Genomic DNA, 22,334 nt, shown 5'->3' with positions numbered 1-22,334 from the left:
ACGACGTCTACTACCGCGTGCACGCCTCCAACATCGGCTGGATGGCCTGGGCCAAGGACGGCGAGGAGGCCGGCACCACCGGCTTCGGCAGGAGCGTCGAGGCCGTCCAGATCAGGCTCGTCAAGAAGGGCGACGCCGCCCCCTCGTCCGACGGGGCCAACGTCGACTACGCCTTCAAGAAGAAGCCCATGTCCCTGACCTACCGCGCCCACGTCTCCAACGTTGGCTGGCAGGGCGCCGTGTCCGACGGGGCGACCGCCGGCACCACCGGCCGCGGCCTCGCCCTCGAGGACCTCAAGCTCTCGCTCGACAGTTCCGACTACTCAGACGGCTCGTGCGTCCAGATCGACGCCCACGTCTCGGGCGTCGGCTGGCAGGGCTGGGACACCCCCTCGGCCTCCGAGGGCGGCACCACCGGCCAGGGCCGCGCCGTCGAGGCCGTGCGCCTGAGGCTCACGGGCTCCCTCGCCAAGGACTACGACGTCTACTACCGCGTGCACGCCTCCAACATCGGCTGGATGGCCTGGGCCAAGGACGGCGAGGAGGCCGGCACCACCGGTATGTCATGCTCTCTCGAGGCTGTTCAGATTAAGCTCATTAAGAAGGGTACCTCCCATCCTGATACATCGGGCTATCCCCATCTTGAAATACCTACGGTGACGTATTCCGCTCAGGTGAAAGGTGCTTGGCAGAATTATGTCCCTGCCGGAGAGGTGTCCGGTACGACCGGTCAGGGAATTCCCATCACCGGGTTTTCGGCTAAAACTACTTCATCTGTTGCCGGCGGGATTGCTTATCAACTGCATCTTTCGAATGTAGGCTGGACTTCTGGCAAGACAAACGGGGAGCAGCTTTCGTCTACCGCTGAATCTAATTCGGTTGAGGCTATTAAAATTTCTCTTTCTGGTGACTTAGCAACCTATTTTGATGTTTGGTATAGGGTCCATGTCGATAATGTCGGCTGGCTTGGTTGGACTAAAAATGGTGCCGTTGCCGGTAGCACTGGCTATGGGACGCATGTCCAAGCTGTTCAAGTTCGACTTACAAGGAAGGGCGCCAATGCCCCCGGGAGCACCGTTTCGCCATGTTTGCTTGGGCAGCCTTCTGCGTTTGCAAATCCTATGCAGAAGAAGATTGTTGATCTTGCCCGACAGGTACCGTCTCCTGGCCCGGGATTGTGCTCCGAGTGGATTGCAGATATCTACGAGCGTGCCGGATTTAGGAACGTCCATACAGATGCCTGCGATTACTACTGGGATTATTGTAAATTCACCGATTATTCTCAGCTGAAAGTTGGAATGGTCATTGCCGTTCCTTCGCATACGCATACCCGCATGGGCAGCATTTACGGTCACGTTTGTCTCTATATTGGCAATAACCAGGTTATGGATAATGTCGGTCAGATCAGGACGCTCGATATGGCGTACTGGTTGGATTATTATTCCACCTCATATAAGCCAAAGTGGGGTTGGTATGACAACGTGCCGCTTGCATAGCTGATCGAAAGTCATGCCTTCGCACAGGTTCTAGCAGTTACTCTGGTTAAAAACGAACGGGTCGTTTTGCAACGGTCCGTTCGTTTCTATTTAAGTGCCATTCACGTTTTCGGTATTTAAGCAATTGCCGAAACGATAAATAATGATGCTAAAGATGGTCGATTGATGGGGAAGTCGAATGAAAAAGACGCAACGACTGCTAGCAACGGCAATGACGCCATTACTGATTCTTCATTGTCTTCTGTCGCCCCTTTCTGTCTGGGCTGATTCTTTACCGGTGCAGCCGGAGTCTACTGATTATTCCAATAGCGCCGCCAGCAGCTCGGAAGACGAGAGTTTCGTCCTAAATGATGAACAGCAGGGGGTTGAAGTCGAGCAGCCGACTGTGTCAGACAATGATTCTCCCTCATCCGTTTCTAGCGAGTCTGCTTCCAATGCGACTGATTCGCCGAAACCCGAAAATGATGTATCCGCTGTCTTTGGTTCTGTTTCATACCAGACTCATGTACAGGATATTGGCTGGCAGGCTCCCGTTTCAAATGGAATGACGGCTGGCACAACAGGTCGTGCTAAGCGCGTTGAAGCCCTCAAGATCAATCTGCTTTCACAAGATGGCACCCCTTTGGGGAATGACAGCATTTCGGTCCAATCACACATTTCCGGGATCGGCTGGGAGCCTCAGCCGGTGGGTAACGGGCAGACATCTGGAACAGTTGGACAGTCGCGAGCCATCGAAGCGATCAAGCTATCTTTGTCGGGCGGTCTTTCTGACTCGTATGACATTTGGTATCGCGTTCATTCTGCAAATGTTGGTTGGCTTGGCTGGGCCTCAAATGGTGAGCCTGCTGGAACACAGGGCTATGCTTATCAGATCGAAGCTATTCAGATAAAGGTGCTTCCAAAAAATGCTCAAGATGCGCCAGCGCGAGGCGATGCCTTTAGGGACCATTCCCAGGAACCGCCTACTGTTTCCTATCGATCTCATATCTCCAATGTTGGATGGATGGGTGTTGTCGCGGACGGAAAGACATCGGGGGTCATTGACTCAAGAAATGCAATCGAGGCACTGTCGCTTAGTGTTAATTGGTATGGCCACGGAGGCTCTATTTCCTCTCGCGCGCACGTCTCTGGCATTGGTTGGCAAAGCTGGTCTTCAGGTACTGTTGGCACGACCGGGCAGTCTCGGTCAGTTGAGTCCGTTCAGTTTAAGCTCAATGACGAGATATCTGCAACTTACGACATTTGGTACCGTGTGTATGCTTCCAAATTGGGCGGATGGTTGGGCTGGACGTCCAACGGGTCTCCTGCGGGCTCGGTGGGGAAGGGTGCCGCCATTCAGGGTATTCAGGTTATGTTGGTCGAAAAGGGCTGCTCTGCTCCTGGAGATACAGCGAATCATTTTATTGGAGCTACGGATGTTCTGAGTGGCAGTTCGTATGGCCTTAATGGCAATAGCTTGGGCACTGTGCAGGGTAAAACGATTTTAATGGGTTCCGAGAGCGGCTCTGAGCCTTTAACATCGCTTTCTATTTCGTTTGATAATCAAGAGACTTCAGGTTCAATCGGTTATTCAGGCTGCTATGAATTTAGTGGATGGAGCGGAGTTGTTTCTGACGGTGCCGCGCTCAATTCTAAAAATGATGGCCGTACTTTGAAGGCCGTGAGATTGACTCTTACTGGTGATTTGTCTAATGCCTATGACGTTTGGTACCGGTGTTTTGACTCCAAAAAAGGATGGCTTGGCTGGGCGTGTAATGGCGCGGATGCGGGGGCAACGATACCGGGTTCATTCCTTAAGGCTGTCGAAGTAAGGATTATCAGTAAAGGCAGTGGCGCTCCCGGAGTAACGGACGGAGCATTTGTTTCCGATACTTCCGCCGATTGCGCTCATGTTGTTTATCAGGCCCATTCCGCTAGCCGTGGGTGGTTTCCATCTGTTTTAGATGGGCAGGATGCCGGCACAACGGGAAAATCGCTTTCGCTTCAAGCTCTGAATGTGGTGCTGGCCGGTGTGGATGATGATTCTCTGGTTGAGGCACGAGCTCATGTTGCCAATATTGGTTGGCAGGAATGGCGGTCTGCCGGTTATGTTGGGACCGTTGGACAAGGATTGGCCATTCAGGCTCTTGAGCTGCGCATTAATGGTCCCCTCGCGAATCAGTATGACATCTACTATCGAGTTCATTCGGCTGGTTATGGTTGGTTGGGTTGGGCCAAAAACGGCGATTCCGCTGGAACTACCGGGTTAAATATCCAGATAGAAGCTGTCCAAATTAAGCTTGTCGCGAAGGGCGGGAATCCTGGCTCATCGTCTGCGCCCGCATTTATCTCTGCTCCAGCTCTAACGCTCCAGGCGCATGTCGCCACGCTTGGTTGGATGAATCCCGTTGGCAACGGTGGTGTTGCGGGCACAACCGGCAGATCGCTTGCTATTGAGGCGCTGAAGTTGAATGTCTCCAGTAGCGTATCGGGCGGTATTGAGTACTCCGCCCATGTACAGGATGTGGGCTGGCAAGGTTGGACTTCCAATGGGAATGTCGCTGGCACAGTAGGCTGCGCAAAGCGTATCGAGGCTCTTAAGATTAAGTTGACCGGTGATTTATCGAACTACTTTGATGTTTGGTATCGAGCATATTGCCAAGACTTTGGGTGGCTCGACTGGACCTCAAATGGGCAGCCTGCGGGTACGTCTAGGATAGGCTGCAGAGTCGAGTCTGTTCAAGTGAAGATTGTTCCCAAGGGCGCTGGTGCTCCCGGTTCTACTGCGCGTCCGTTTACTGACCAGCCCTTGTTGCCGGCAGATATGATGACTATGCTTAATCGAGCTAATAGATATTCGAGCAGCACAAGCTGGCTCATTATGGTTGACAGGCAAGCATGCCGCCTTGGAGTTTTTCGTGGACAGCGCGGGTCGTGGAGTTACGCTCAATACTGGACTTGCTCTACCGGCGCCCCTAGTACTCCAACGCCTACGGGTGAGTATACCGTCACCGGCAAGGGCTACTCGTTTGGACATGGGTATACCTGCTACTACTACACGCAGTTTTACGGTGACTATCTGTTCCATTCAATACCGTACTACCAGGGAACTTTTAATCCCATGGACAGCCGAATGGGAATGCATGTTTCACAAGGCTGCGTGCGTTTGCCCATTGATCGCGCTAAATGGATTTGGGATAACGTGCCCCTTGCTACCAAGGTGGTAATCTACTAACTATTCCCGTAAGCGGTGAGAGCTTGTTAGAGGGCCCTTTCCTGTTGCCGCAGTCTTGGCAACAGGAAAGGGCCCTTGCCGTTGGATTAGGCTCCTTTTTCTTCGTTCACCTAATTGGTGACATTAATGAAGCTAACTCCCGATAGTATGGTTATTGACGACCGTCTATCTAGGAGGCGATTCTTTTGAAAAGGCAATTTAGAGCATTTATTGTTCTGATTTCCTGCTTCATGACGATGCTGCTTTTGAGCCCTTTGGCTTGTTGGGCAGATCAAAATGTTGGTTCCAACGAATATGAATCCGTTCCAGAGACCCAATCCGACCCCTCGGATCAAACTGCTGCTGTAGCCGATGAAACGGCGCCTTCGATTGATGCTACCGTGGAGCCCAAAGAGGCGGCCCCGGACGTCAGCTATAAATCTCACATTTCAGGCATTGGTTGGGAGCCGACGTTTACATCGAATGGCTCGACCTCTGGCACAACGGGCCAGTCCCGTAGGCTTGAAGCACTCAGGGTTTCCCTCCCTAATTCAGAAGACCTTGGTATCGAATACCGCTCTCATGTTCAAAATGAAGGCTGGCAGGATTGGGTTTCTAATGGAGCCGTCTCCGGCACAACGGGAAAGGGCCTTCAGATTGAAGCCGTCGAGCTCAAGCTGACGGGCAACAGGGCGGCTTCTTATGACCTGTATTATCGCGTTCATGCTTCTAATTTCGGCTGGCTTGGATGGACTTCAAATGGGTCGACTGCGGGAACCACCGGTTGGTCTTATGCCGTTGAAGCAATACAGATCGTCATTGTAAAAAAGGGTGACGCGGCGCCCGGCGATACTGCTGGTGCCTATGTCCCATATGTCTTTAATTGCTCTCTTTCTCAGGTTGGGGAGACGACTAAAGTAACCCTGAATATCCCGCAGATCGAGGATATAAAACGACTCGGGATCGCTGATTCGATAAAGGTGGCAGGCTCCATGTCGTATGGAGGGAGGGTCACCCGTTCCGTCTCAAGCACGATTGCACTCGGAGATCTGGGCTCTAGCTCCAGTGAAATTGAATTTAGCGATTATGGTCCGTTTGACGTTACGTTGCAGTATTTGAAGAACGGAAACATCGTTCAAGAGGACCATCAGTCAATTGGCATTTCTGCGAGTGAGTACAACCTTGCCCCTTTGAGTGCTTCTTTCCCCGTTGTTCTCTATTCGCTATCTTTCTGGGATATCAGTACCTCTTCTGCTGGAACGACCGTTCCGTCAATTGTAATGCTCGATCGTCCAAGTGCCTATAACTGGAACTCGCTTCCATCCGGGATGTACGGTCTTCCGTATCTGACTCATGAGGAGAATGCTTCTAGTTCGAGCTATCAGGCGTTCGCGGATTATGTCGCTGCTCTCTACAAGATCAATCCCAAGGCAAAGTTCAATCTGTATATCAATGACATCACCTGTTCGTTGATCCATAGGATGATTTACGCCAACAAGATTCCCGCAGGCCAATACTCCATTCGGCTGTTGTCCGATGGATCCGCCACGTATGTCTTTACCAACGAAGCCTTTGACGTTAAGGATCCAGATTCTAAGCAAGCGGAACTGATTACTTTATGGAACGCCGCCAAGAATAAGGAATACGAAACCGGTGAGGTCTCAAAGTCGTATAGCGATTATCACGATCACTGGGATTCTATGTATGCCGTGCTGAGTATTGAGCCTGGCACTCAGTGGTGGATGACTCGAACGAATCTGTTTACGAGTGGTGACGATAATGCCTTTGCGAATAAGATCGCGTCCGATCCCGGCGTTAAGAAGGTGAATGTTTCGGGCATGCTTACGAGCCTGCAGAATAGGGGAGAGGATACAGTCCAAGCGTTTAAGGCGCTGTACAACTTTAACGATGGCTATTTTGATGCGGCGACTCAGCAGGGCAAAAAGGTAATGATGCTGCTTGGAACGTACGTTTCTTACGAGCAGAATTTTGACGACTATGCCAACTTGACCGAAGTTATCTATGGCGATGACTATTTGTATTATTACAAGGGGCATCCAAACACACCGACGGGTATGTATCCCCAAAAGCAGGAACAGCTTGACCGTCTTGGCATTACCGATGTCGATTCTTCCGTCGCTGCAGAGCTGATCCTCTTCTTTAATCCGGAGATCGGTCTGTCTGGTTATGGGTCTAGTACGTATAACTCGGCCAGTGCCGATGCTGCTGGTGGACTTTGGAATTCCACAAAGGCCGAGGCCTTGAAGCCGGGTGCCGTCATCGATTATTCCATTATGGATTGGTTTGCTTCTCCGATTACCGAAGACACGGATGCTGCTATCAGATCCCTTTGCAAACAGGGAGACTCTTGCTATCTCGTAGAGTTTTCGGATTCCATACTTGCTTCGGCAAATTACGACTTTGCTATCTATTCGCACAATAGCGGTGCTCTGACTTATTTCAAGAAGGGCGAGTCGGGCTATGATGTTGTTAAGGTGTCACGAGGCCCTCTTGACGTCTTGGCAACTTCGCATGTTTCAAATGACGGCTGGCAATCGGCCTCTAAGGGTGGAAATGCTTCCGGTACCGTTGGGCAGTCAAAAGCCGTCGAGGCTATTACTCTCAATCTGCAGAATGCTCCCTATGATGGTGCATTGGAGTACAGGACACATGTTTCCGATTATGGCTGGCAGGGCTATGTGAAGGAGGGGAAAGTTTCTGGTACTACGGGCCAGAGCAAGTCTGTCCAGGCTATTCAGATTCGCCTGACTGGTGAGATGGCCAATCACTATGACGTTTATTATCGAGCTCACGTTCAGGATAAGGGATGGCTCGGTTGGGCCTGCAATGATCAAGTTGCCGGAACGACCGGTTTCGTTTTGAGGCTAGAGGCATTTCAGGTCGTTTTGGTCGAAAAGGGTTCGCCCGCTCCTGGGGATACGAGTCAGCCCTCTATTCAGAGAGCGTTTTCAATCAAGGCACATGTTTCAAACCTTGGTTGGCAGTCGCCTGTTTGCGAAGGCATGACCGTTGGCACAACTGGCCGAAATCTTGCTGTTGAGGCGTTGACGATTAGCAAGCCTGACCTAGGGTATTCCGGCGGCATCGAGTATCGAGCTCACGTTCAAAATATCGGCTGGCAAAAGTGGGTCAAAAATGGAAAGGTTGCCGGTACTACGGGGAAGTCTCTTGCTGTTGAGGCTGTTGAAATAAAACTGACGGGAGATCTTGCCAAGCATTATGACGTTGTCTATAGGGCACACGTTCAAAGCAAAGGTTGGCTAGACTGGGTTAAATCGGGCGAGTGTGCCGGTACAACTGGTGAGGCTCTGCATCTAGAAGCGCTTGAGGTTAGGCTGGTTGAGAAAAGCTAAATATAGATCCAATTTGCCTATATACCAACGCTAATGAAGTGGGGGTGAATTGATGGGGTTGTAGTCCCCTCAATTCACCCTCCTTAGTTGCAAGTTATTTGAAAGAGACAAACCGTGCTAGACTTTATCCTTTGTGTAAGGATTTCGTTTCGGCCTCTTTCATTAAGTCGTCATCATTAATTTCTATTGGGTGAATTAAGGTGAAGTTTGGTAATCATGAATTTGCTTTATACGGTTGATAACAATTTTGTCCCACAGTTGGCCGCCAATATTTGCTCGGTTGTTTCAAATCATTCCGGTATTCAAGACATTACTTTTCATGTCTTCTCTAATGGCATTACAGAGGATAACCAGCGTTTGCTCCAGGAGATGGTGACCGAATACAACCAAAACCTTGTATTTTATGATATTTCGAACTTCAAAGATGCTCTCGGGTTTGATTTTGATACATCGGGATGGAATGAAATAGTTCTTGCTAGGCTTTTGATGGCACATTTTCTACCTAATGAGATCGAAAGAGTTATTTACCTCGATGGCGATACGATTGTTCTTGGGGATATTGCTCTTCTTTGGAATCAAGATCTTAAGGGTTGCGTGGTTGGAATGGTTCCCGAGCCAACGGTCGGCCCATCTCGACTTAATGATTTAGACTTAAATGGCTGTCTGTACCACAATGCTGGCGTGTTGCTCGTTGATTTAAAGCAATGGAGATCAACTTGTTGCGAAGATCAATTATTGGATTATTGCGAGCGCCGCTCAGGACGCTTGTTTGCGAATGATCAAGATGCTCTAAATGCAGTACTTAAAGATAAGATTTGCAGTTTATCCCCTGCGTTCAATTATTCCAATATCTTTGACTACTATCCGTTTATATTCTTAAACTCGTTAATGCCGGGCTTTTCGGATGAAAACAGTTTTAATACCGCAAGATCGAAGCCCATCGTTGTCCATTATCTCGGCGAAGAGAGGCCATGGCGGCGGGGGAATACTCATCGCTTCAATAATGAGTATCACTTTTATTTATCAGAAACGTTCTGGAAGGACGCGAAAGATGAAGATGGTTGGGGCGCTTATTTTCTTGCTTGGCGGACTTTTAATTTCCTAACCAGGCCTTTTCCTCAGCTTCGTTATAAAGTGATCAGCGGGTTGATTCCCGCATTTCTTAAATATCGTGCCTCGCAAAGAAATAAATAGGATTATGGATAAAATCAAAGACAAGTCTGTTTGCATTGTTTTACCCACATATAACGGCGGAAAGTATTTGGCCAAACAGCTTGATAGTATCTTGGAGCAAACTTGGCCTAATTGCTCCGTCTATATTCGTGATGATGGTTCAACGGATGAAACTGTTGAAATTGCACAATGGTACTGTCGGTCAAACTCCAGCATTCATTTAATTCAAGATTCAATCGGTAATCTTGGGTGCCCAAATAGTTTTTATGAAATTATCAAACGGGTTCCCGAATATGACTACTATGCATTTGCCGATCAGGATGATATTTGGAAGACCGATAAAATTGAACGGGCAGTCAGGGCAATTGAAAATAGTGGAGACAAGGTGCCGACTGTCTACTTTTCTTCCTTTTCATATGTAAACGAAGATGGCGAGACGATACGCGAGTCGGCTCCGCAGGACAAGTACCTCTCTTTTCATAACACCTTGTTTTATACTCCCGGACTAGGCTTCACGATAGTATTTAATCGCCTTGCCTGCAGGGCCTTTATTCTTGAGGTAGATCCAGGGAATGAAATGCATGATCGTTGGCTGATTCGGTGTGCTTCGGCATTTGGAAAGGTATTGTTTGATTCCGTCTGTACGGCTTCACATGTTCGTCATTCCTCTGCGGTCACGTCTGGAGATAATCGTTATTTTGATCTTTTAAAGACCTATTTTAAGGACGAGCTATTTGGTGATAGATCGAAAGATGAGAGTAAAAAGTTAAGCCATTTTTCTGCGGTGTTTTATGATGAGCTTAGTTTTGAGCAGAAACATGAGCTTGATATTTTCACCAATGATGATGGGATTATTTCAAGACTTAGGAAAGCATTTTTCCCAAAGCGTCTGCGACCTACTTTGATTTCTGATTTACTTCTTCGCGTTTTGTTTTTATTCAACAAGGCCTGATGATCCACTGCTGGAGTGATTGTGTCTAATAGAAAAACGAAAGAACTCTCTGTTGAGCAGAGTCTTGTTTGGAACAGCGTCGGCTCGATGGCGTATTTGATTTGCAACTGGCTGATTACTGTTCTTGTGGTGACACTTGGTTCCGACATTAGCATGTCTGGTAGCCTTGCTGTGGCTATGTCTGTTGGTAATATTTTTGCGACCATTGTTTTGCTTAGAGCGCGCCCCGTTCAGGTTTCTGAGAGCTATTCTGATTTTACGACTGGGATTTTTATCGCTCATAGAATCGTTGCAACAATACTTGCCTGTGTAATTTGCTTCTTCTATTGTTTAGTCTCTGTTGCATTCAACGATTGGGCAGTTGTTGCTGTTTATTGCCTATTTAAAGCTGGTGATTCATTTGTCGATGTTCTTCACGGTGTGGATCAGGTAAACAACAGATTGGACATTGCGGCTATCTCTCAAATAGTTCGTGGCGTAGGAGTTCTAGTCTCCTTTTCGTTGTGCTTGTTGCTATTTGATAACTTGGTAATAGCCGTTGCTTCAATGGCTTTTGTTACCATAGCTGTTGTGCTTACATATGATTTTAGAATGACAAAACGGTTTTGTGCCGTTATACCTGATTTTGATTTTACTTCCCTTATCAAATTGTCGCGTATCTGCTTTCCCGGTTTTGTTGCATCTCTTGCGTGCACGGCTGTTGTTAGCGTAACAAGACAGTTCTATGGCCTTTCCTATGGAAATGAGGCGTTGGGTTTTTATGCCGCCGTTGCCACTCCGACTGCCGTAATTCAGGCTCTCGTATCTTATCTATATGCCCCCCTGCTTGGACCTATTTCGGCAATGTGGCGAGAAAACGAAACTCACCGATTACGCTTAGTATTTATTAAGATGCTCGTTTCCGTATTCGTTTTGACGGCGATGTGTGCCATGGCTAGTGCTTTCATAGGCGAACCTGTGCTTACTGCTATTTATGGCAAAGAAGTTGGCCTTCACTCAGATTATCTTCCGTTGGCACTCGTTGCTACCGCATTCACTGGTTTGAACTTTTTCACTATTGATGTCTTTATTGCATTTGGGAAACCGATTATTGGCACGATTTCTGGTGCCGCTTCGTTAGCGTTGGCCGTGTTTCTTTCTCGTTATTGTTTTGTGAATCCGGTATTTGCTTCTGATGCAAATGTCATCAATATCATTATCTTGGTGGCATACGGTTTTGGATTATTATTTTCCTTCCTTTGTATAATTAACCTATTAAATCGGAAGGCGAAGCAATCTGTCACATCCGAACTGTAAATTCGCTCTCCTTGTTTCGATAGGGTTTTTCAGTTCGACTTGGGCTGTTTGATTGATATTCTGTACTGAGGATTCAGATGATGCATGAATTAAGAGCGCTGGTTATCATCCCAGCTTTTAATGAAGAGGCGAACATTTTAGATACGGTTTCTTCTGTGGAGGAAGCTGGATACGATTATGTAGTTATTAACGATGGCTCCACTGATGACACTTTGCGTGTTTGTCGCGATGCGGGGGTTAATGTCCTGGATTTATCGCAGAATCTTGGCATTGGAGGCGCGGTTCAAGCCGGACACAAATATGCCAAACGCTTTGGCTATGATGTAGACATCCAAGTTGATGGTGATGGGCAGCATGACGCCCATTACATATCGCGCTTGCTTGATGAAATAAATAATGGGTCTGATTTAGTTATCGGATCGCGATTTCTTGAGGAATCTGAAGGCTTCAAGTCAACCTTCTTGAGGCGTCTTGGAATTAGATGGCTCTCTGCGGTAATTCATCTTACAACTCACGTTCGTGTTAGCGACCCCACTTCTGGTTTTCGCGCATGTGGATCTAAGGCCATAGATCTGTTCTGTAAAAAATATCCCGTAGACTATCCGGAGCCGGATTCTGCTGTTGCGGCTATGGTTAAGGGCCTTCGCGTTACAGAAGTGCCTGTCGTAATGAAAGAACGACAGGGGGGAAAGTCGTCAATTTCTGGTTTTAGTAGCATTTATTACATGATAAAGGTTACTTTGGCGATTATCATCTCTTCATTCTCGAATTAGGACGGGTTGTTATGCATATTTCCTTACAGTTTGGTGTCATTACTGCTTGTTTAGTTTTGCTTTGTTTTGTGCTGCGTCTTGTATTAAAGGATAGCCTTCAGCTCAAGTATTCACTTCTTTGGATTGTTCTTGCATTGGTTTTGTTGGTATGCGGCCTCTTTCCGCAACCTCTTTACTTCATTTCAAGTTTATTTGGTTTTCAGACTCCAGCCAATTTTGTTTTTGTCTTAGGGTTTTTATTTTTGATATGCATTGTTCTTTCTATGGCATGTCTGTCAAGTAAACAATCTTCTGCAATTGCTAACTTAACTCAACGAATTGCATTGCTTGAAAAAGAGCTTGAATCAAAAAATAGGGAGTAATGCCATGTGCTTGGCAAAAGATCATACATTTGTATTGTGCGCATACGGCGAGTCTCCGTACTTGTCTGACTGTTTAGATTCTTTAGTGAACCAAAGCACCCGAAGTAATATCCTTATATCGACGTCAACTCCTAATTCCTATATTGATCGTATAGCGTCTAATTATTCGATTCCGGTAATTGTTAACGAGGGGTCGCCTAGCATATCTCATGACTGGAATTGTGCTATTGCGAATTCAAATACAAAGCTTGTGACTATAGCTCATCAGGATGATATCTATAGCTCTAGTTATACGGAAACTATGCTGCGGGCTATGAAAGAAGCGGATCGACCTTTAATCTTCTTTTCTAATTATGGTGAGATAAGAAATGGCGTATATGAAGAAAACCTCCTTATTCTGAAAATTAAGAGAATTTTACTTCGTAAGTTTGCTCGCCACGGCGCTCTTTCATCGGTTAAGGATAAAAGGGATATCCTGAGGTTCGGTTCCGCCATCTGCTGTCCTTCTGTGACATTTAATCTAAGCATCTTACAGACACCGTTATTTATGACAGACATGAAATGTGACTTGGACTGGGAGGCATGGGAAAGATTCTCGAAAATCGACGGATCTTTCGTTTATTCTCCCGAGGTTTTAATGTTTCATCGAATTCATGAAGGCTCTGAGACCACGGCGTTGATTAAAGATGATACAAGGAGGTCGGAGGATGAAACTATGCTTCAAAAATTCTGGCCCAAGTGGTTTGCTCCAATAGTCTGTAGCCTGTATTCGCTTAGCATGAGAAGCAATTCTTTATGACGCTGCAACAATGCCGGCGTAAGTTGAACATTTATCGAGACGGAGTTGTAGAGTTATGAATCTAGATACCTTTACTGGTCATCTGAAACTATCTGATAGTTATCGAAAAGCTCTGACGTTTATCGTTTATCCACTTATAGCTGCACTCTCTCTTTGCTTGGGATTTTTCTACTATTGCGCCTTTAAAGCCAGCGCTATCGGATTGCCTGGGCTATGGCTCTCGGCTCTGCCCTTAATCGCCTGCTTGTTCGTTGGTGTCCTATTATTAATTAAAGAGCAGCACAATCCCGCAATTTGCTTTGTGGTGATTGGTGTGCCCGCTGTAACTGCTTTTGGCCTTTTCATGCTGCCCGCTAATGTTCCAGACGAGGCTTCTCATATTTGGCAGGCGGCCGCCTTATTGTCTCGTAACGGCAATGGCTTTGATGTTGTCTCTTGCTTCCAATTGGGTCAGTTTCCTTCATCGTACGCAGATTATTTTAATGCAATGACTCAGCCTACCGATTGGTCTAGCGTCTTTGTGTGCCATACGTATTTGGGGAGCTATTACCCTCATCTTTATTTAATTCCGGGAGTAATTCTAGGATTTGCGCAGCAAACGGGTTTCAATGCCTTTGTGGCCCTTTCAGTTTCGCGCGTGTGCGCTGGATTAATATATTGCTTCGCGGCTTATTGGATAATCAAACTGATGCCAGTTGGTAAAAATGCTGTTTTGATTTTTTTACTAAATCCCATTTTATTGCAGCAGGAAGCGTCTGTTTCGGCTGATTCTGTCGCAAACATTGTTGCCATTTTGTACGTTGCTGTAGTTGTTAAGATTTATGCGGACTCGTTGTACTCATATCGATCTCTGCTGGCGTTAATACTGCTATCCGTTTTACTGCTTCTTTCAAAGATAATGTTTTTCCCGTTGGTACTCTTGAATCTTATTCACTGGAAAAAACTTAAAGGAACAGACAGCTATATAAAGTTCATCTTTTCCTTCTTTGCGATAGCTTTTGTTGCGAGCTGTGCGTTCGTGTCTCTTTATCATGGTAGTTTCATGCCAGATTCTTTTGATTTGATGCGAGCGCCGCTGCATTGCGCAAAGGTCTTTATTAAGTCTATTTGGGAGATGGGGCCATTCTGGTTTCAATCCTATGCAGGTTACAATCTTGGCGCTCTTTCGATTAATGTTTGGCCATTTTGTTTTTGGCTTTACATCATTCTTCAGTCCGTTGTTCTGTTTTATAACGATGAAAATAATAAAAAATTATTCTGCAGTACGGATCGCTTTGTAATGATTGCTGTTGTATTCGTCAATTTCTTCCTGATTGTTATGACGATGAGGAACTGGACTCTTACTGTTGATAAGCGTGAAGATATTATCATGGGGGTCCAAGGACGATATTTATTCCCACTGGTCCTTCCGGTTCTGTTGAATATCTTGCGACCGATAAAATCAAGTTCTGAAGGACATGTCTTGCTTGGTTCTTCATTGATAATGAGTACTATTCTATTTGTTGACTTTATTTCAATTCTTTCTGCGTTTTAGGAGTTAGTGTTTCATGTTGAACCTTCTTGAGGGCATTGGTTACACCGTTAAAGAAGAGGGCTTTTATAACGTCCCCAAGAAGGTCTCCCATGTACTCTCAATGCATAGGCCTCGATTTGATTTTGGCTCTCGCCAAGACAATTCTTTTTTTGATGTTATTTTTATTAATGGATGTGATTATTCCGTTCCGCATCCTATTAGGTACCGTGTCGATCATCAGATTGAGGAACTTGAGGCTGCCGGCTTAACGGTCCAAAAGGTTAATGCCTGGGAGATGGAAAAGGATATTCTTAGGCATGCGCGTACTTTTATTATTTTCCGTTGTCCCCTAAGTGATGAAGTTGAATCTTTAATTAGGCAGGCAAAAAAACTCAATAAGCGTGTTATTTATGACATTGATGATTTGGTTATCGACACTGCTTATACCGATTCTATTCCGTTCGTTAATGCAATGTCTGCTCATGATAAGTCTTGCTATGACGATGGAGTCAGGCGAATGGGTGAAACACTGAAGCTTTGCGATTGCGCTATCACTACTACTGAGGGTATGGCGGAAGAACTAAAAAAATATGTTCCCAGGGTCTATATAAATAGAAATGTAGCATCTGAATCGATGATTGATTATTCGAATATTGCTATCTATCGTCGAGATGTACTCCCCAGCTTGCAAAGCTCAAGCGTCTTGCCCGAGGATAGGGTTCCCTATAAGCGAGCGGTTGAGCGAAGGGATGAAAAACAGAAAACTCAGGAAATCAGAATCGGCTATTTTAGCGGAAGCATTACCCATAATGCAGATTTCAATTCAGTACTCCCAGCATTATCTAAGGTAATGGAGACTCATCACAACGTCACCCTGATGGTGGGCGGGGAACTCGATGTTCCTGATGACTTGATGCCATTTTCTGAACGTATTGTCACGTTCCCATTTTGCGATTGGCGTCGGCTTCCAAATTATATAGCTTCCTGTGATATCAATATCGCTCCTTTGGAGAATACTCTATTCAATCGAGCTAAATCCGAGAATAAATGGATTGAATCATCGCTTGTTAAGGTTCCTACGGTTGCTAGCAATGTTGGCGCCTTTAAGAAGATGATTCAGGATGGCGTTACTGGATTTCTCTGCGATTGTGTTGAGGACTGGTGTGCTGCCCTCAATCGTCTGATATTAGATTCTGATCTTAGGAAGAGCGTCGGCGAATCTGCATATTTATACTGCCATGAGCACTGCACTACTGTTTCGGCTGCTAAAGCAATCCGAGATATTATTGTAAAAGAACAATCTCCCAATCTCGCAATGGTCATGCCGAGCGTGAATACTAGCGGTGGTGTCTTAGTCGCCCTTAGGCATCTGTGCATTCTTCAAGACGCTGGCGTTGATGTATTGTTGCTTAATACTGATGATTCAACAAAGTGGCTTGAAGTTCTCGGACATCGTATTCCTGTTCTTAATCGTGTCGTTCCTAGCGGTAAGCTCGATAAATGTCCTTTGTCGGGTGCAATTGATACCGCAGTTGCAACCCTTTGGGACACTCTTGATTTTGTTAGGCGCTATCCACGTATTGGTAAGAAAAAGTACTTGGTCCAGAATCTGGAGACCGATTTTTATCTTCCAGGAGATAGACTGCGCCTTCAAGCAAATGCCACGTATTTGAATAATGATATTGACTATTTGACAATTTCGCCTTGGTGTGAGGAATGGCTTCAGGACAGGTTCGGTCAGGATTGTAAGTCTGTGCCAAACGGACTTGACCTTGCTGCGTTCCCTCATTCTGTGCGCGATTTTTCTTTGCCCAAAATTAGGATTCTAATTGAGGGGGATTGCGGTTCTGATTATAAAAATGTTGATGAAGCTTTCAGGGTAGTGGAAAGGCTTGACTCTGAAAGATATGAGATTTGGTACATGAACTACACTGGTAAAAAGAAGCCTTGGTACCGTATTGATAATTTCCTCGGTAGAGTACCGCATGATCAAATATCAGACATCTATAACCAGTGTCATATTTTATTGAAGACAAGCATTCTCGAAAGTTTTTCATATCCCCCGCTGGAGATGATGGCGACCGGCGGCTTTGTTGTTGCTGTTCCCAATGGAGGTAATGCAGAGTTCCTTCGCGACGGATTGAATTGCTTGCTTTATGACCGGGGAGATATTGATGCTGCGGTGAGCTGCATTAATCGCATCGTTAATGATCACGGTCTTCGTAAGACGCTGTATGACGGGGGATTGAAGACTGCGGAGGAGAGGGACTGGTCAAAACTGACGGATAGAGTCGTTCGCCTATATGACTGATACTATAGTTTTAATGTGATGGATGCATACTTGCGGCAACGTAGACCTTTAAGTTAACGTTGCCGCAAGCATGCAATGTCTGGCTGCTTTATTTTTTAAGGAGTTATGTTATGAAAGGCATCATCCTCGCCGGCGGGTCCGGCACGCGCCTGTACCCGCTCACGCTCGTGACCTCCAAGCAGCTGCTGCCGGTCTACGACAAGCCCATGATCTACTACCCGCTGTCCACCCTCATGCTGGCGGGCATCCGGGACATCTTGGTCATCTCCACCCCGACCGACCTGCCCAACTTCGAGCGCCTGCTCGGGGACGGCTCGCGCTACGGCGTGAACCTCTCCTACGCGGAGCAGCCCTCGCCGGACGGCCTGGCGCAGGCCTTCACCATCGGCGAGGACTTCATCGGCGGAGAGCCGTGCGCCCTGGTGCTGGGCGACAACATCTTCTACGGCAACGGCCTGTCCCGCCACCTGACGCGCGCCGTCCAGAACGCCGAGTCGGGCCGCGCCACGGTCTTCGGCTACCACGTGGACGACCCCGAGCGCTTCGGCGTCGTGGAGTTCGACCGCGAGGGGAGGGCCGTCTCCATCGAGGAGAAGCCCGAGCGCCCCAAGAGCTCCTACGCCGTCACCGGCCTGTACTTCTACCCGGGCGACGTGGCCGCCAAGGCGCATAGGGTGGAGCCGTCGGCCCGCGGCGAGCTCGAGATCACCACGCTCAACCAGATGTACCTGGAGGAGGGGACGCTCTCCGTCGTCACCCTGGGCCGCGGCTACGCGTGGCTCGACACCGGCACCATGGAGAGCCTGCACGAGGCGGCGGAGTTCGTCCGCGCCGTGGAGCACTCCCAGGACCTGCCCGTGTCCGTGCCCGAGGAGATCGCCTGGGAGAACGGCTGGATCACGACCGCCGAGCTGGAGGAAGCCGCCAAGGCCTACGGCAAGTCGGTCTACGGGCAGCACCTGAAGAAGGTCGCCGCCGGCGAGATCGTCAACAGCCCGCGCGAGTACTAGCGCCAGCTTGTTTTCTTTTAGGGGTCACCGTTTATCTGGTGGCCCCTTTCGTTATGATTACGTTGACCATAAAGATAATATGATTGGGAGTGGATGTGTTAAGCGTCTACTTTGGCGATATGCCAGAAGCGATTTACAACACAGCGACATATTTCAAAAACTCTTACCGGTCTACTTGGATTACGGATCCCTATGCAGTCTCGATAATTAAAGATGTCGATCGATCGGATGTTGTCTCCGAAAACGTCATCGAAAGCCCCGTGCTTGGATCCATCTCCCCACTCCAGCTTTCTGGTGGCGTGAAAACGCTGCTGCTTATGAGATTTGATCGTAAGCATATTTTTAACGCCTCTACCTGTGGTGACAACTGTGCCAAGTGGATTCTTGACATGGCGAAAGACCGCAAGCTCGTTGTGAATCTCTATCATGTGATGGACTTTGGTCGCGAGGATTTTAAAATTAAAGTCGTGAATAGCGGCCGAATCGTTCACAACATGGCCGAATTGATTCACGAGTCGATTCCGTATCTGTAGGTACTGCTTATGAACGGTTCGCATCTCGTTAAGATTTCCCGCCGCAGGGGAACTAAGTACACATTTACCATCAAGCGGAACATCACTATTGTGCGTGGCGATAGTGGCGCGGGTAAGACGACACTGTTTGACATGGTCGCAGACTACATGCGAACGGGCGAGCAGTCGGGTGTCTCCTTGCAATGCGATTGTCCCTGTGTCGCCCTGACCGATTATGATTGGCGAAACCAGCTTTCGTCCGTTCATGACTCGATTGTATTTGTCGATGAGGGCTTAAAAGAGATCCATTCTGATGAGTTTGCCCATCATGTGCTGTATTCCTCGAATTATTTCGTGCTGATCTCAAGGGCTGATTTCCCCAATCTTCCGTATAGCGTGGATGAGATTTACAAGATTAAGACGAGCGGAAAATACCATTCCTTCGTCCCTGTTTATCAAGATCGCGGAAATCATCGTTATGCTATTTCCCGATCGGCGCCAAAACAGGACTTTTCTATCCTTCTATGCGAGGACAGTAAGTCTGGTTTCCAGTTCTTTGAACGGCATTTCGCTGATAGTGAGCTTACCTGTGCTTCGGCCATGACGAACATCGCGATTTTGGGCTGGTTGGATCAGCATTTCGACGATCGCGTGTTTGTTGTCGCGGACGGAGCGGCATTTGGGTGCTATGCGGACCGCGTCCTTAAGCTGCAAGACATTCATCGCGATACTGTTACGGTTTGTCTTCCCGAGTCATTCGAGTGGCTTCTGCTGAGCTCTGGCGTAATTTCAGGGTTAGATGTTAAGGCGGTTTTGGAAACCCCAGAAGCCTTTGTAAACAGTGAGAAGTTTAAAAGCTGGGAAGACTTCTTCTATAAGTACTTACGCGATAAAACTGGGAATTCGGTCTTCCGGTACGACAAAGACTGCATTCCGGAGGCGTTTTGTAGGGGAAGTAATTCTGCGAAGGTCATGGCTCTTATCGCATGCCGAAATGTCCGATAGTTTTGTTGAATAGTGTCGCGGCGTCACTTCCTGCGGCATACTAAAGAAGCTGTACTTGCTTCAGATTGGATTTTCATGTCTGAGATTTTTGAACCTAAGAACATCATCGTCACGGGCGGTTGCGGCTTCATCGGCAGCAACTTCGTGCACTACGTGGTGAAGAACCACCCGGGCGTCCACGTGACCGTCCTGGACAAGCTGACCTACGCCGGCAACCCCGAGAACATCGCGGGGCTGCCCGAGGACAGGGTCGAGCTCGTCGTCGGTGACATCTGCGACGCGGAGCTGCTCGATAGGATCGTCCCCGGCCACGACGCGATCGTGCACTACGCCGCAGAGAGCCACAACGACAACTCCATCGCCGACCCGGAGCCGTTCTTGCGCACCAACGTGGAGGGCACCTTCCGCCTGCTGGAGGCCGTCCGCAAATATGGCGTCCGCTACCACCACGTCTCCACCGACGAGGTCTACGGCGACCTGGCGCTCGACGACCCCGCCAAGTTCACCGAGGAGACGCCGTATAAGCCCTCGAGCCCCTATAGCTCCACCAAGGCGAGTTCCGACATGCTCGTGCGCGCATGGACCCGCACCTACGGCCTGCACACCACGATCTCCAACTGCTCCAACAACTACGGCCCCTACCAGCACGTGGAGAAGTTCATCCCCAGGCAGATCACGAACATCGTCGACGGCGTCCGCCCCAAGCTCTACGGGAAGGGCGAGAACGTCCGCGACTGGATCCACACCGAGGACCACAGCTCCGCGGTGTGGGACATCCTCACCAAGGGCCGCATGGGGGAGACCTACCTCATCGGCGCCAATGGGGAGAAGAACAACATCACCGTCCTGCGCATGATCCTGGAGGCCATGGGCCGCGACCCCGAGGACTTCGACTGGGTCGCCGACCGCCCCGGCCACGACCGCCGCTACGCCATCGACTCGACCAAGCTCCAGCGCGAGCTGGGCTGGAGGCCGGCCCACACCGACTTCGCCGAGGGCCTGAAGGCCACCATCGACTGGTACGTGGCCAACGAGTCTTGGTGGCGCCCGGCCAAGGAGGCCACCGAGGCCCGTTACCGCGCACAGGGCCAGTAGGAGGGGAGAGAGACATGGCAGACATCGCATTCGAGAAGGACCTCGCCGTCGCCGAGACCGGCATCGTGGGCCTCAAGGTCGTCGACCTCGCCGTCCACGGCGACTCGCGCGGCTGGTTCAAGGAGAACTGGCAGCGCGCCAAGATGACCGCGCTGGGCATTCCGGACCTCAGGGTCGTCCAGAACAACGTCTCCTACAACGACAGCCGCGGCGTCACCCGCGGCATCCACGCGGAGCCCTGGGACAAGTTCATCTCCGTGGCCCGCGGTTCCGTCTTCGGCGCCTGGGTGGACCTGCGCGAGGGCAGCGAGACCTTCGGCAAGGTGTTCACGACCGTTCTGGATCCCAGCAAGGCCATCTACGTCCCGCGCGGCGTGGGCAACTCCTTCCAGGCCCTGGAGGACGGCACCGCCTACACCTACCTGGTGGACGCCCACTGGTCGCTCGAGCTGAAGAGGACCTACACCTTCGTGAACCTCGCCGACCCCGAGCTCGCCATCGAGTGGCCGATCCCGCTCGACCAGGCCACCGTCTCCGAGGCGGACCTCAACCACCCGATGCTGAGGGACGTCGTCCCCATGGCGCCGAAGCGCACCCTCGTCACCGGCTGCAACGGCCAGCTGGGCCATGCGGTGCGCGCGCTGGCCGAGGAGCGCGGCGTCGCCAAGGACTTCGACTTCTGCGACATCGACACCTTCGACATGTCCGACCCGGACGCCTACGCGCAGTACGACTGGTCGCTCTACGGCACCGTGATCAACTGCGGCGCCTACACGGCGGTCGATAAAGCGGAGGCCCCCGAGGGCCGCGTGACCGCCTGGAAGGCCAACGCCACCGGCCCGGCCCTGCTCGCCCGCACCTGCGCCGGGCACGGGATCACCCTCGTGCACGTGTCCTCCGACTACGTCTTCGACGGCACGGCCGAGGTCCATACCGAGGACGAGCCCCTCAGCCCGCTGTCCGTCTACGGCCAGACCAAGGCCGCGGGCGACATCGCCGTGGCCGGCTGCCCGCGCCACTACATCATGCGCAGCTCCTGGGTCATCGGCGAGGGGCACAACTTCGTCAAGACGATGAAGGCGCTCTCCGACCGCGTCGCCGACCCGGACGACAAGCTGGACAAGATCACCGTGGTCGACGACCAGCTGGGCCGCCTGACCTTCACGCGCGACATGGCGCGGGCCATCTTCCATGTGCTGGGGACGCACACCCCCTACGGCACCTACGACTGCACCGGCTCCGGCGCCGTGAAGTCCTGGGCCGACATCGCCCGCGCCGTCTTCGAGGCCGCCAACGGCAACGGGGACAAGGTCGTGCCGGTCAGCACCGCCGACTACTACGGCGGCGCCGAGGGACCCGTCGCCCCGCGCCCGGTCCACTCCGCGCTCGACCTTTCCAGGCTCGAGTCGGTCGGGTTCCACATGCCCGACTGGGAGGAAGAGCTTGGGGAGTACCTCAAGACGCTCTAGC

General features: G+C 49.6%; 15 protein-coding genes and 1 pseudogene. All 16 read left to right on the top strand.

Annotated features, from left to right (window positions below):
• Positions 1–1,496 (top strand): annotated as a pseudogene (locus AB5767_RS00520) (hypothetical protein); the annotation flags it as partial.
• Positions 1,497–1,674: 178 nt separating this feature from the next.
• Complete coding sequence (locus tag AB5767_RS00515; protein ID WP_368131573.1) at positions 1,675–4,710, top strand: L,D-transpeptidase family protein; 3,036 nt, start codon at positions 1,675–1,677, stop codon at positions 4,708–4,710.
• A 185-nt stretch (positions 4,711–4,895) separates the two neighbouring features.
• Entirely contained in the window at positions 4,896–8,063 is a 3,168-nt protein-coding gene (locus AB5767_RS00510; protein WP_368131572.1) for a hypothetical protein, read from the top strand.
• A gap of 216 nt (positions 8,064–8,279) precedes the next feature.
• Complete coding sequence (locus tag AB5767_RS00505) at positions 8,280–9,257, top strand: glycosyltransferase family 8 protein (protein WP_115596199.1); 978 nt, start codon at positions 8,280–8,282, stop codon at positions 9,255–9,257.
• A 4-nt stretch (positions 9,258–9,261) separates the two neighbouring features.
• Complete coding sequence (locus AB5767_RS00500) at positions 9,262–10,188, top strand: glycosyltransferase family 2 protein (protein WP_006236225.1); 927 nt, start codon at positions 9,262–9,264, stop codon at positions 10,186–10,188.
• 21 nt (positions 10,189–10,209) lie between these two features.
• The gene (locus AB5767_RS00495; protein WP_368131570.1) at positions 10,210–11,484 is read left to right on the top strand and encodes a lipopolysaccharide biosynthesis protein; all 1,275 of its coding nucleotides are present in this window, start codon (positions 10,210–10,212) and stop codon (positions 11,482–11,484) included.
• A 77-nt stretch (positions 11,485–11,561) separates the two neighbouring features.
• A complete protein-coding gene (locus AB5767_RS00490; protein WP_368131569.1) occupies positions 11,562–12,257 on the top strand; it encodes a glycosyltransferase family 2 protein in 696 nt (231 codons plus the stop codon).
• An 11-nt stretch (positions 12,258–12,268) separates the two neighbouring features.
• Positions 12,269–12,619 carry a DUF2304 domain-containing protein gene (locus AB5767_RS00485; RefSeq protein ID WP_082222966.1) on the top strand — a complete coding sequence of 117 codons (351 nt, stop codon included), beginning with the start codon at positions 12,269–12,271 and terminating at the stop codon, positions 12,617–12,619.
• A gap of 4 nt (positions 12,620–12,623) precedes the next feature.
• On the top strand, positions 12,624–13,418 hold the full coding sequence (locus AB5767_RS00480) for a glycosyltransferase family A protein (RefSeq protein ID WP_082222967.1): 795 nt from the start codon (positions 12,624–12,626) through the stop codon (positions 13,416–13,418).
• A 55-nt stretch (positions 13,419–13,473) separates the two neighbouring features.
• Positions 13,474–14,952 (top strand): DUF2142 domain-containing protein, encoded by a 1,479-nt coding sequence (locus AB5767_RS00475; protein ID WP_040360056.1) that lies wholly within the window; start codon positions 13,474–13,476, stop codon positions 14,950–14,952.
• Positions 14,953–14,965: 13 nt separating this feature from the next.
• Positions 14,966–17,242 (top strand): glycosyltransferase, encoded by a 2,277-nt coding sequence (locus AB5767_RS00470; RefSeq protein WP_368131568.1) that lies wholly within the window; start codon positions 14,966–14,968, stop codon positions 17,240–17,242.
• Positions 17,243–17,352: 110 nt separating this feature from the next.
• Positions 17,353–18,252, top strand: coding sequence for a glucose-1-phosphate thymidylyltransferase RfbA (gene rfbA, locus AB5767_RS00465; protein ID WP_118267703.1), 900 nt, complete (start codon positions 17,353–17,355; stop codon positions 18,250–18,252).
• A 95-nt stretch (positions 18,253–18,347) separates the two neighbouring features.
• The gene (locus AB5767_RS00460; protein ID WP_040360074.1) at positions 18,348–18,785 is read left to right on the top strand and encodes a DUF4869 domain-containing protein; all 438 of its coding nucleotides are present in this window, start codon (positions 18,348–18,350) and stop codon (positions 18,783–18,785) included.
• 9 nt (positions 18,786–18,794) lie between these two features.
• The gene (locus AB5767_RS00455) at positions 18,795–19,769 is read left to right on the top strand and encodes a hypothetical protein (protein WP_368131566.1); all 975 of its coding nucleotides are present in this window, start codon (positions 18,795–18,797) and stop codon (positions 19,767–19,769) included.
• A gap of 75 nt (positions 19,770–19,844) precedes the next feature.
• Positions 19,845–20,864 (top strand): dTDP-glucose 4,6-dehydratase, encoded by a 1,020-nt coding sequence (rfbB, locus tag AB5767_RS00450; protein WP_118267705.1) that lies wholly within the window; start codon positions 19,845–19,847, stop codon positions 20,862–20,864.
• Positions 20,865–20,878: 14 nt separating this feature from the next.
• Positions 20,879–22,333, top strand: a complete 1,455-nt coding sequence (locus AB5767_RS00445; RefSeq protein WP_368131564.1) for a sugar nucleotide-binding protein — start codon at positions 20,879–20,881, stop codon at positions 22,331–22,333.
• Position 22,334 lies beyond the last annotated feature (1 nt).

Source organism: Collinsella aerofaciens, from assembly GCF_040926265.1.
Taxonomy (GTDB): domain Bacteria; phylum Actinomycetota; class Coriobacteriia; order Coriobacteriales; family Coriobacteriaceae; genus Collinsella; species Collinsella aerofaciens_BB.
Note: the sequence above shows the minus strand (reverse complement) of the source record. Positions and strands in the feature narration are given on the sequence as shown.

Coding starts and splice junctions, on each gene's coding strand:
- AB5767_RS00515 (WP_368131573.1), top strand. CDS start 1,675: ATGAAAAAGACGCAACGACTGCTAGCAACGGCAATGACGCCATTACTG.
- AB5767_RS00505 (WP_115596199.1), top strand. CDS start 8,280: ATGAATTTGCTTTATACGGTTGATAACAATTTTGTCCCACAGTTGGCC.
- AB5767_RS00500 (WP_006236225.1), top strand. CDS start 9,262: ATGGATAAAATCAAAGACAAGTCTGTTTGCATTGTTTTACCCACATAT.
- AB5767_RS00490 (WP_368131569.1), top strand. CDS start 11,562: ATGATGCATGAATTAAGAGCGCTGGTTATCATCCCAGCTTTTAATGAA.
- AB5767_RS00485 (WP_082222966.1), top strand. CDS start 12,269: ATGCATATTTCCTTACAGTTTGGTGTCATTACTGCTTGTTTAGTTTTG.
- AB5767_RS00480 (WP_082222967.1), top strand. CDS start 12,624: ATGTGCTTGGCAAAAGATCATACATTTGTATTGTGCGCATACGGCGAG.
- AB5767_RS00475 (WP_040360056.1), top strand. CDS start 13,474: ATGAATCTAGATACCTTTACTGGTCATCTGAAACTATCTGATAGTTAT.
- AB5767_RS00470 (WP_368131568.1), top strand. CDS start 14,966: ATGTTGAACCTTCTTGAGGGCATTGGTTACACCGTTAAAGAAGAGGGC.
- rfbA (WP_118267703.1), top strand. CDS start 17,353: ATGAAAGGCATCATCCTCGCCGGCGGGTCCGGCACGCGCCTGTACCCG.
- AB5767_RS00455 (WP_368131566.1), top strand. CDS start 18,795: ATGAACGGTTCGCATCTCGTTAAGATTTCCCGCCGCAGGGGAACTAAG.
- rfbB (WP_118267705.1), top strand. CDS start 19,845: ATGTCTGAGATTTTTGAACCTAAGAACATCATCGTCACGGGCGGTTGC.
- AB5767_RS00445 (WP_368131564.1), top strand. CDS start 20,879: ATGGCAGACATCGCATTCGAGAAGGACCTCGCCGTCGCCGAGACCGGC.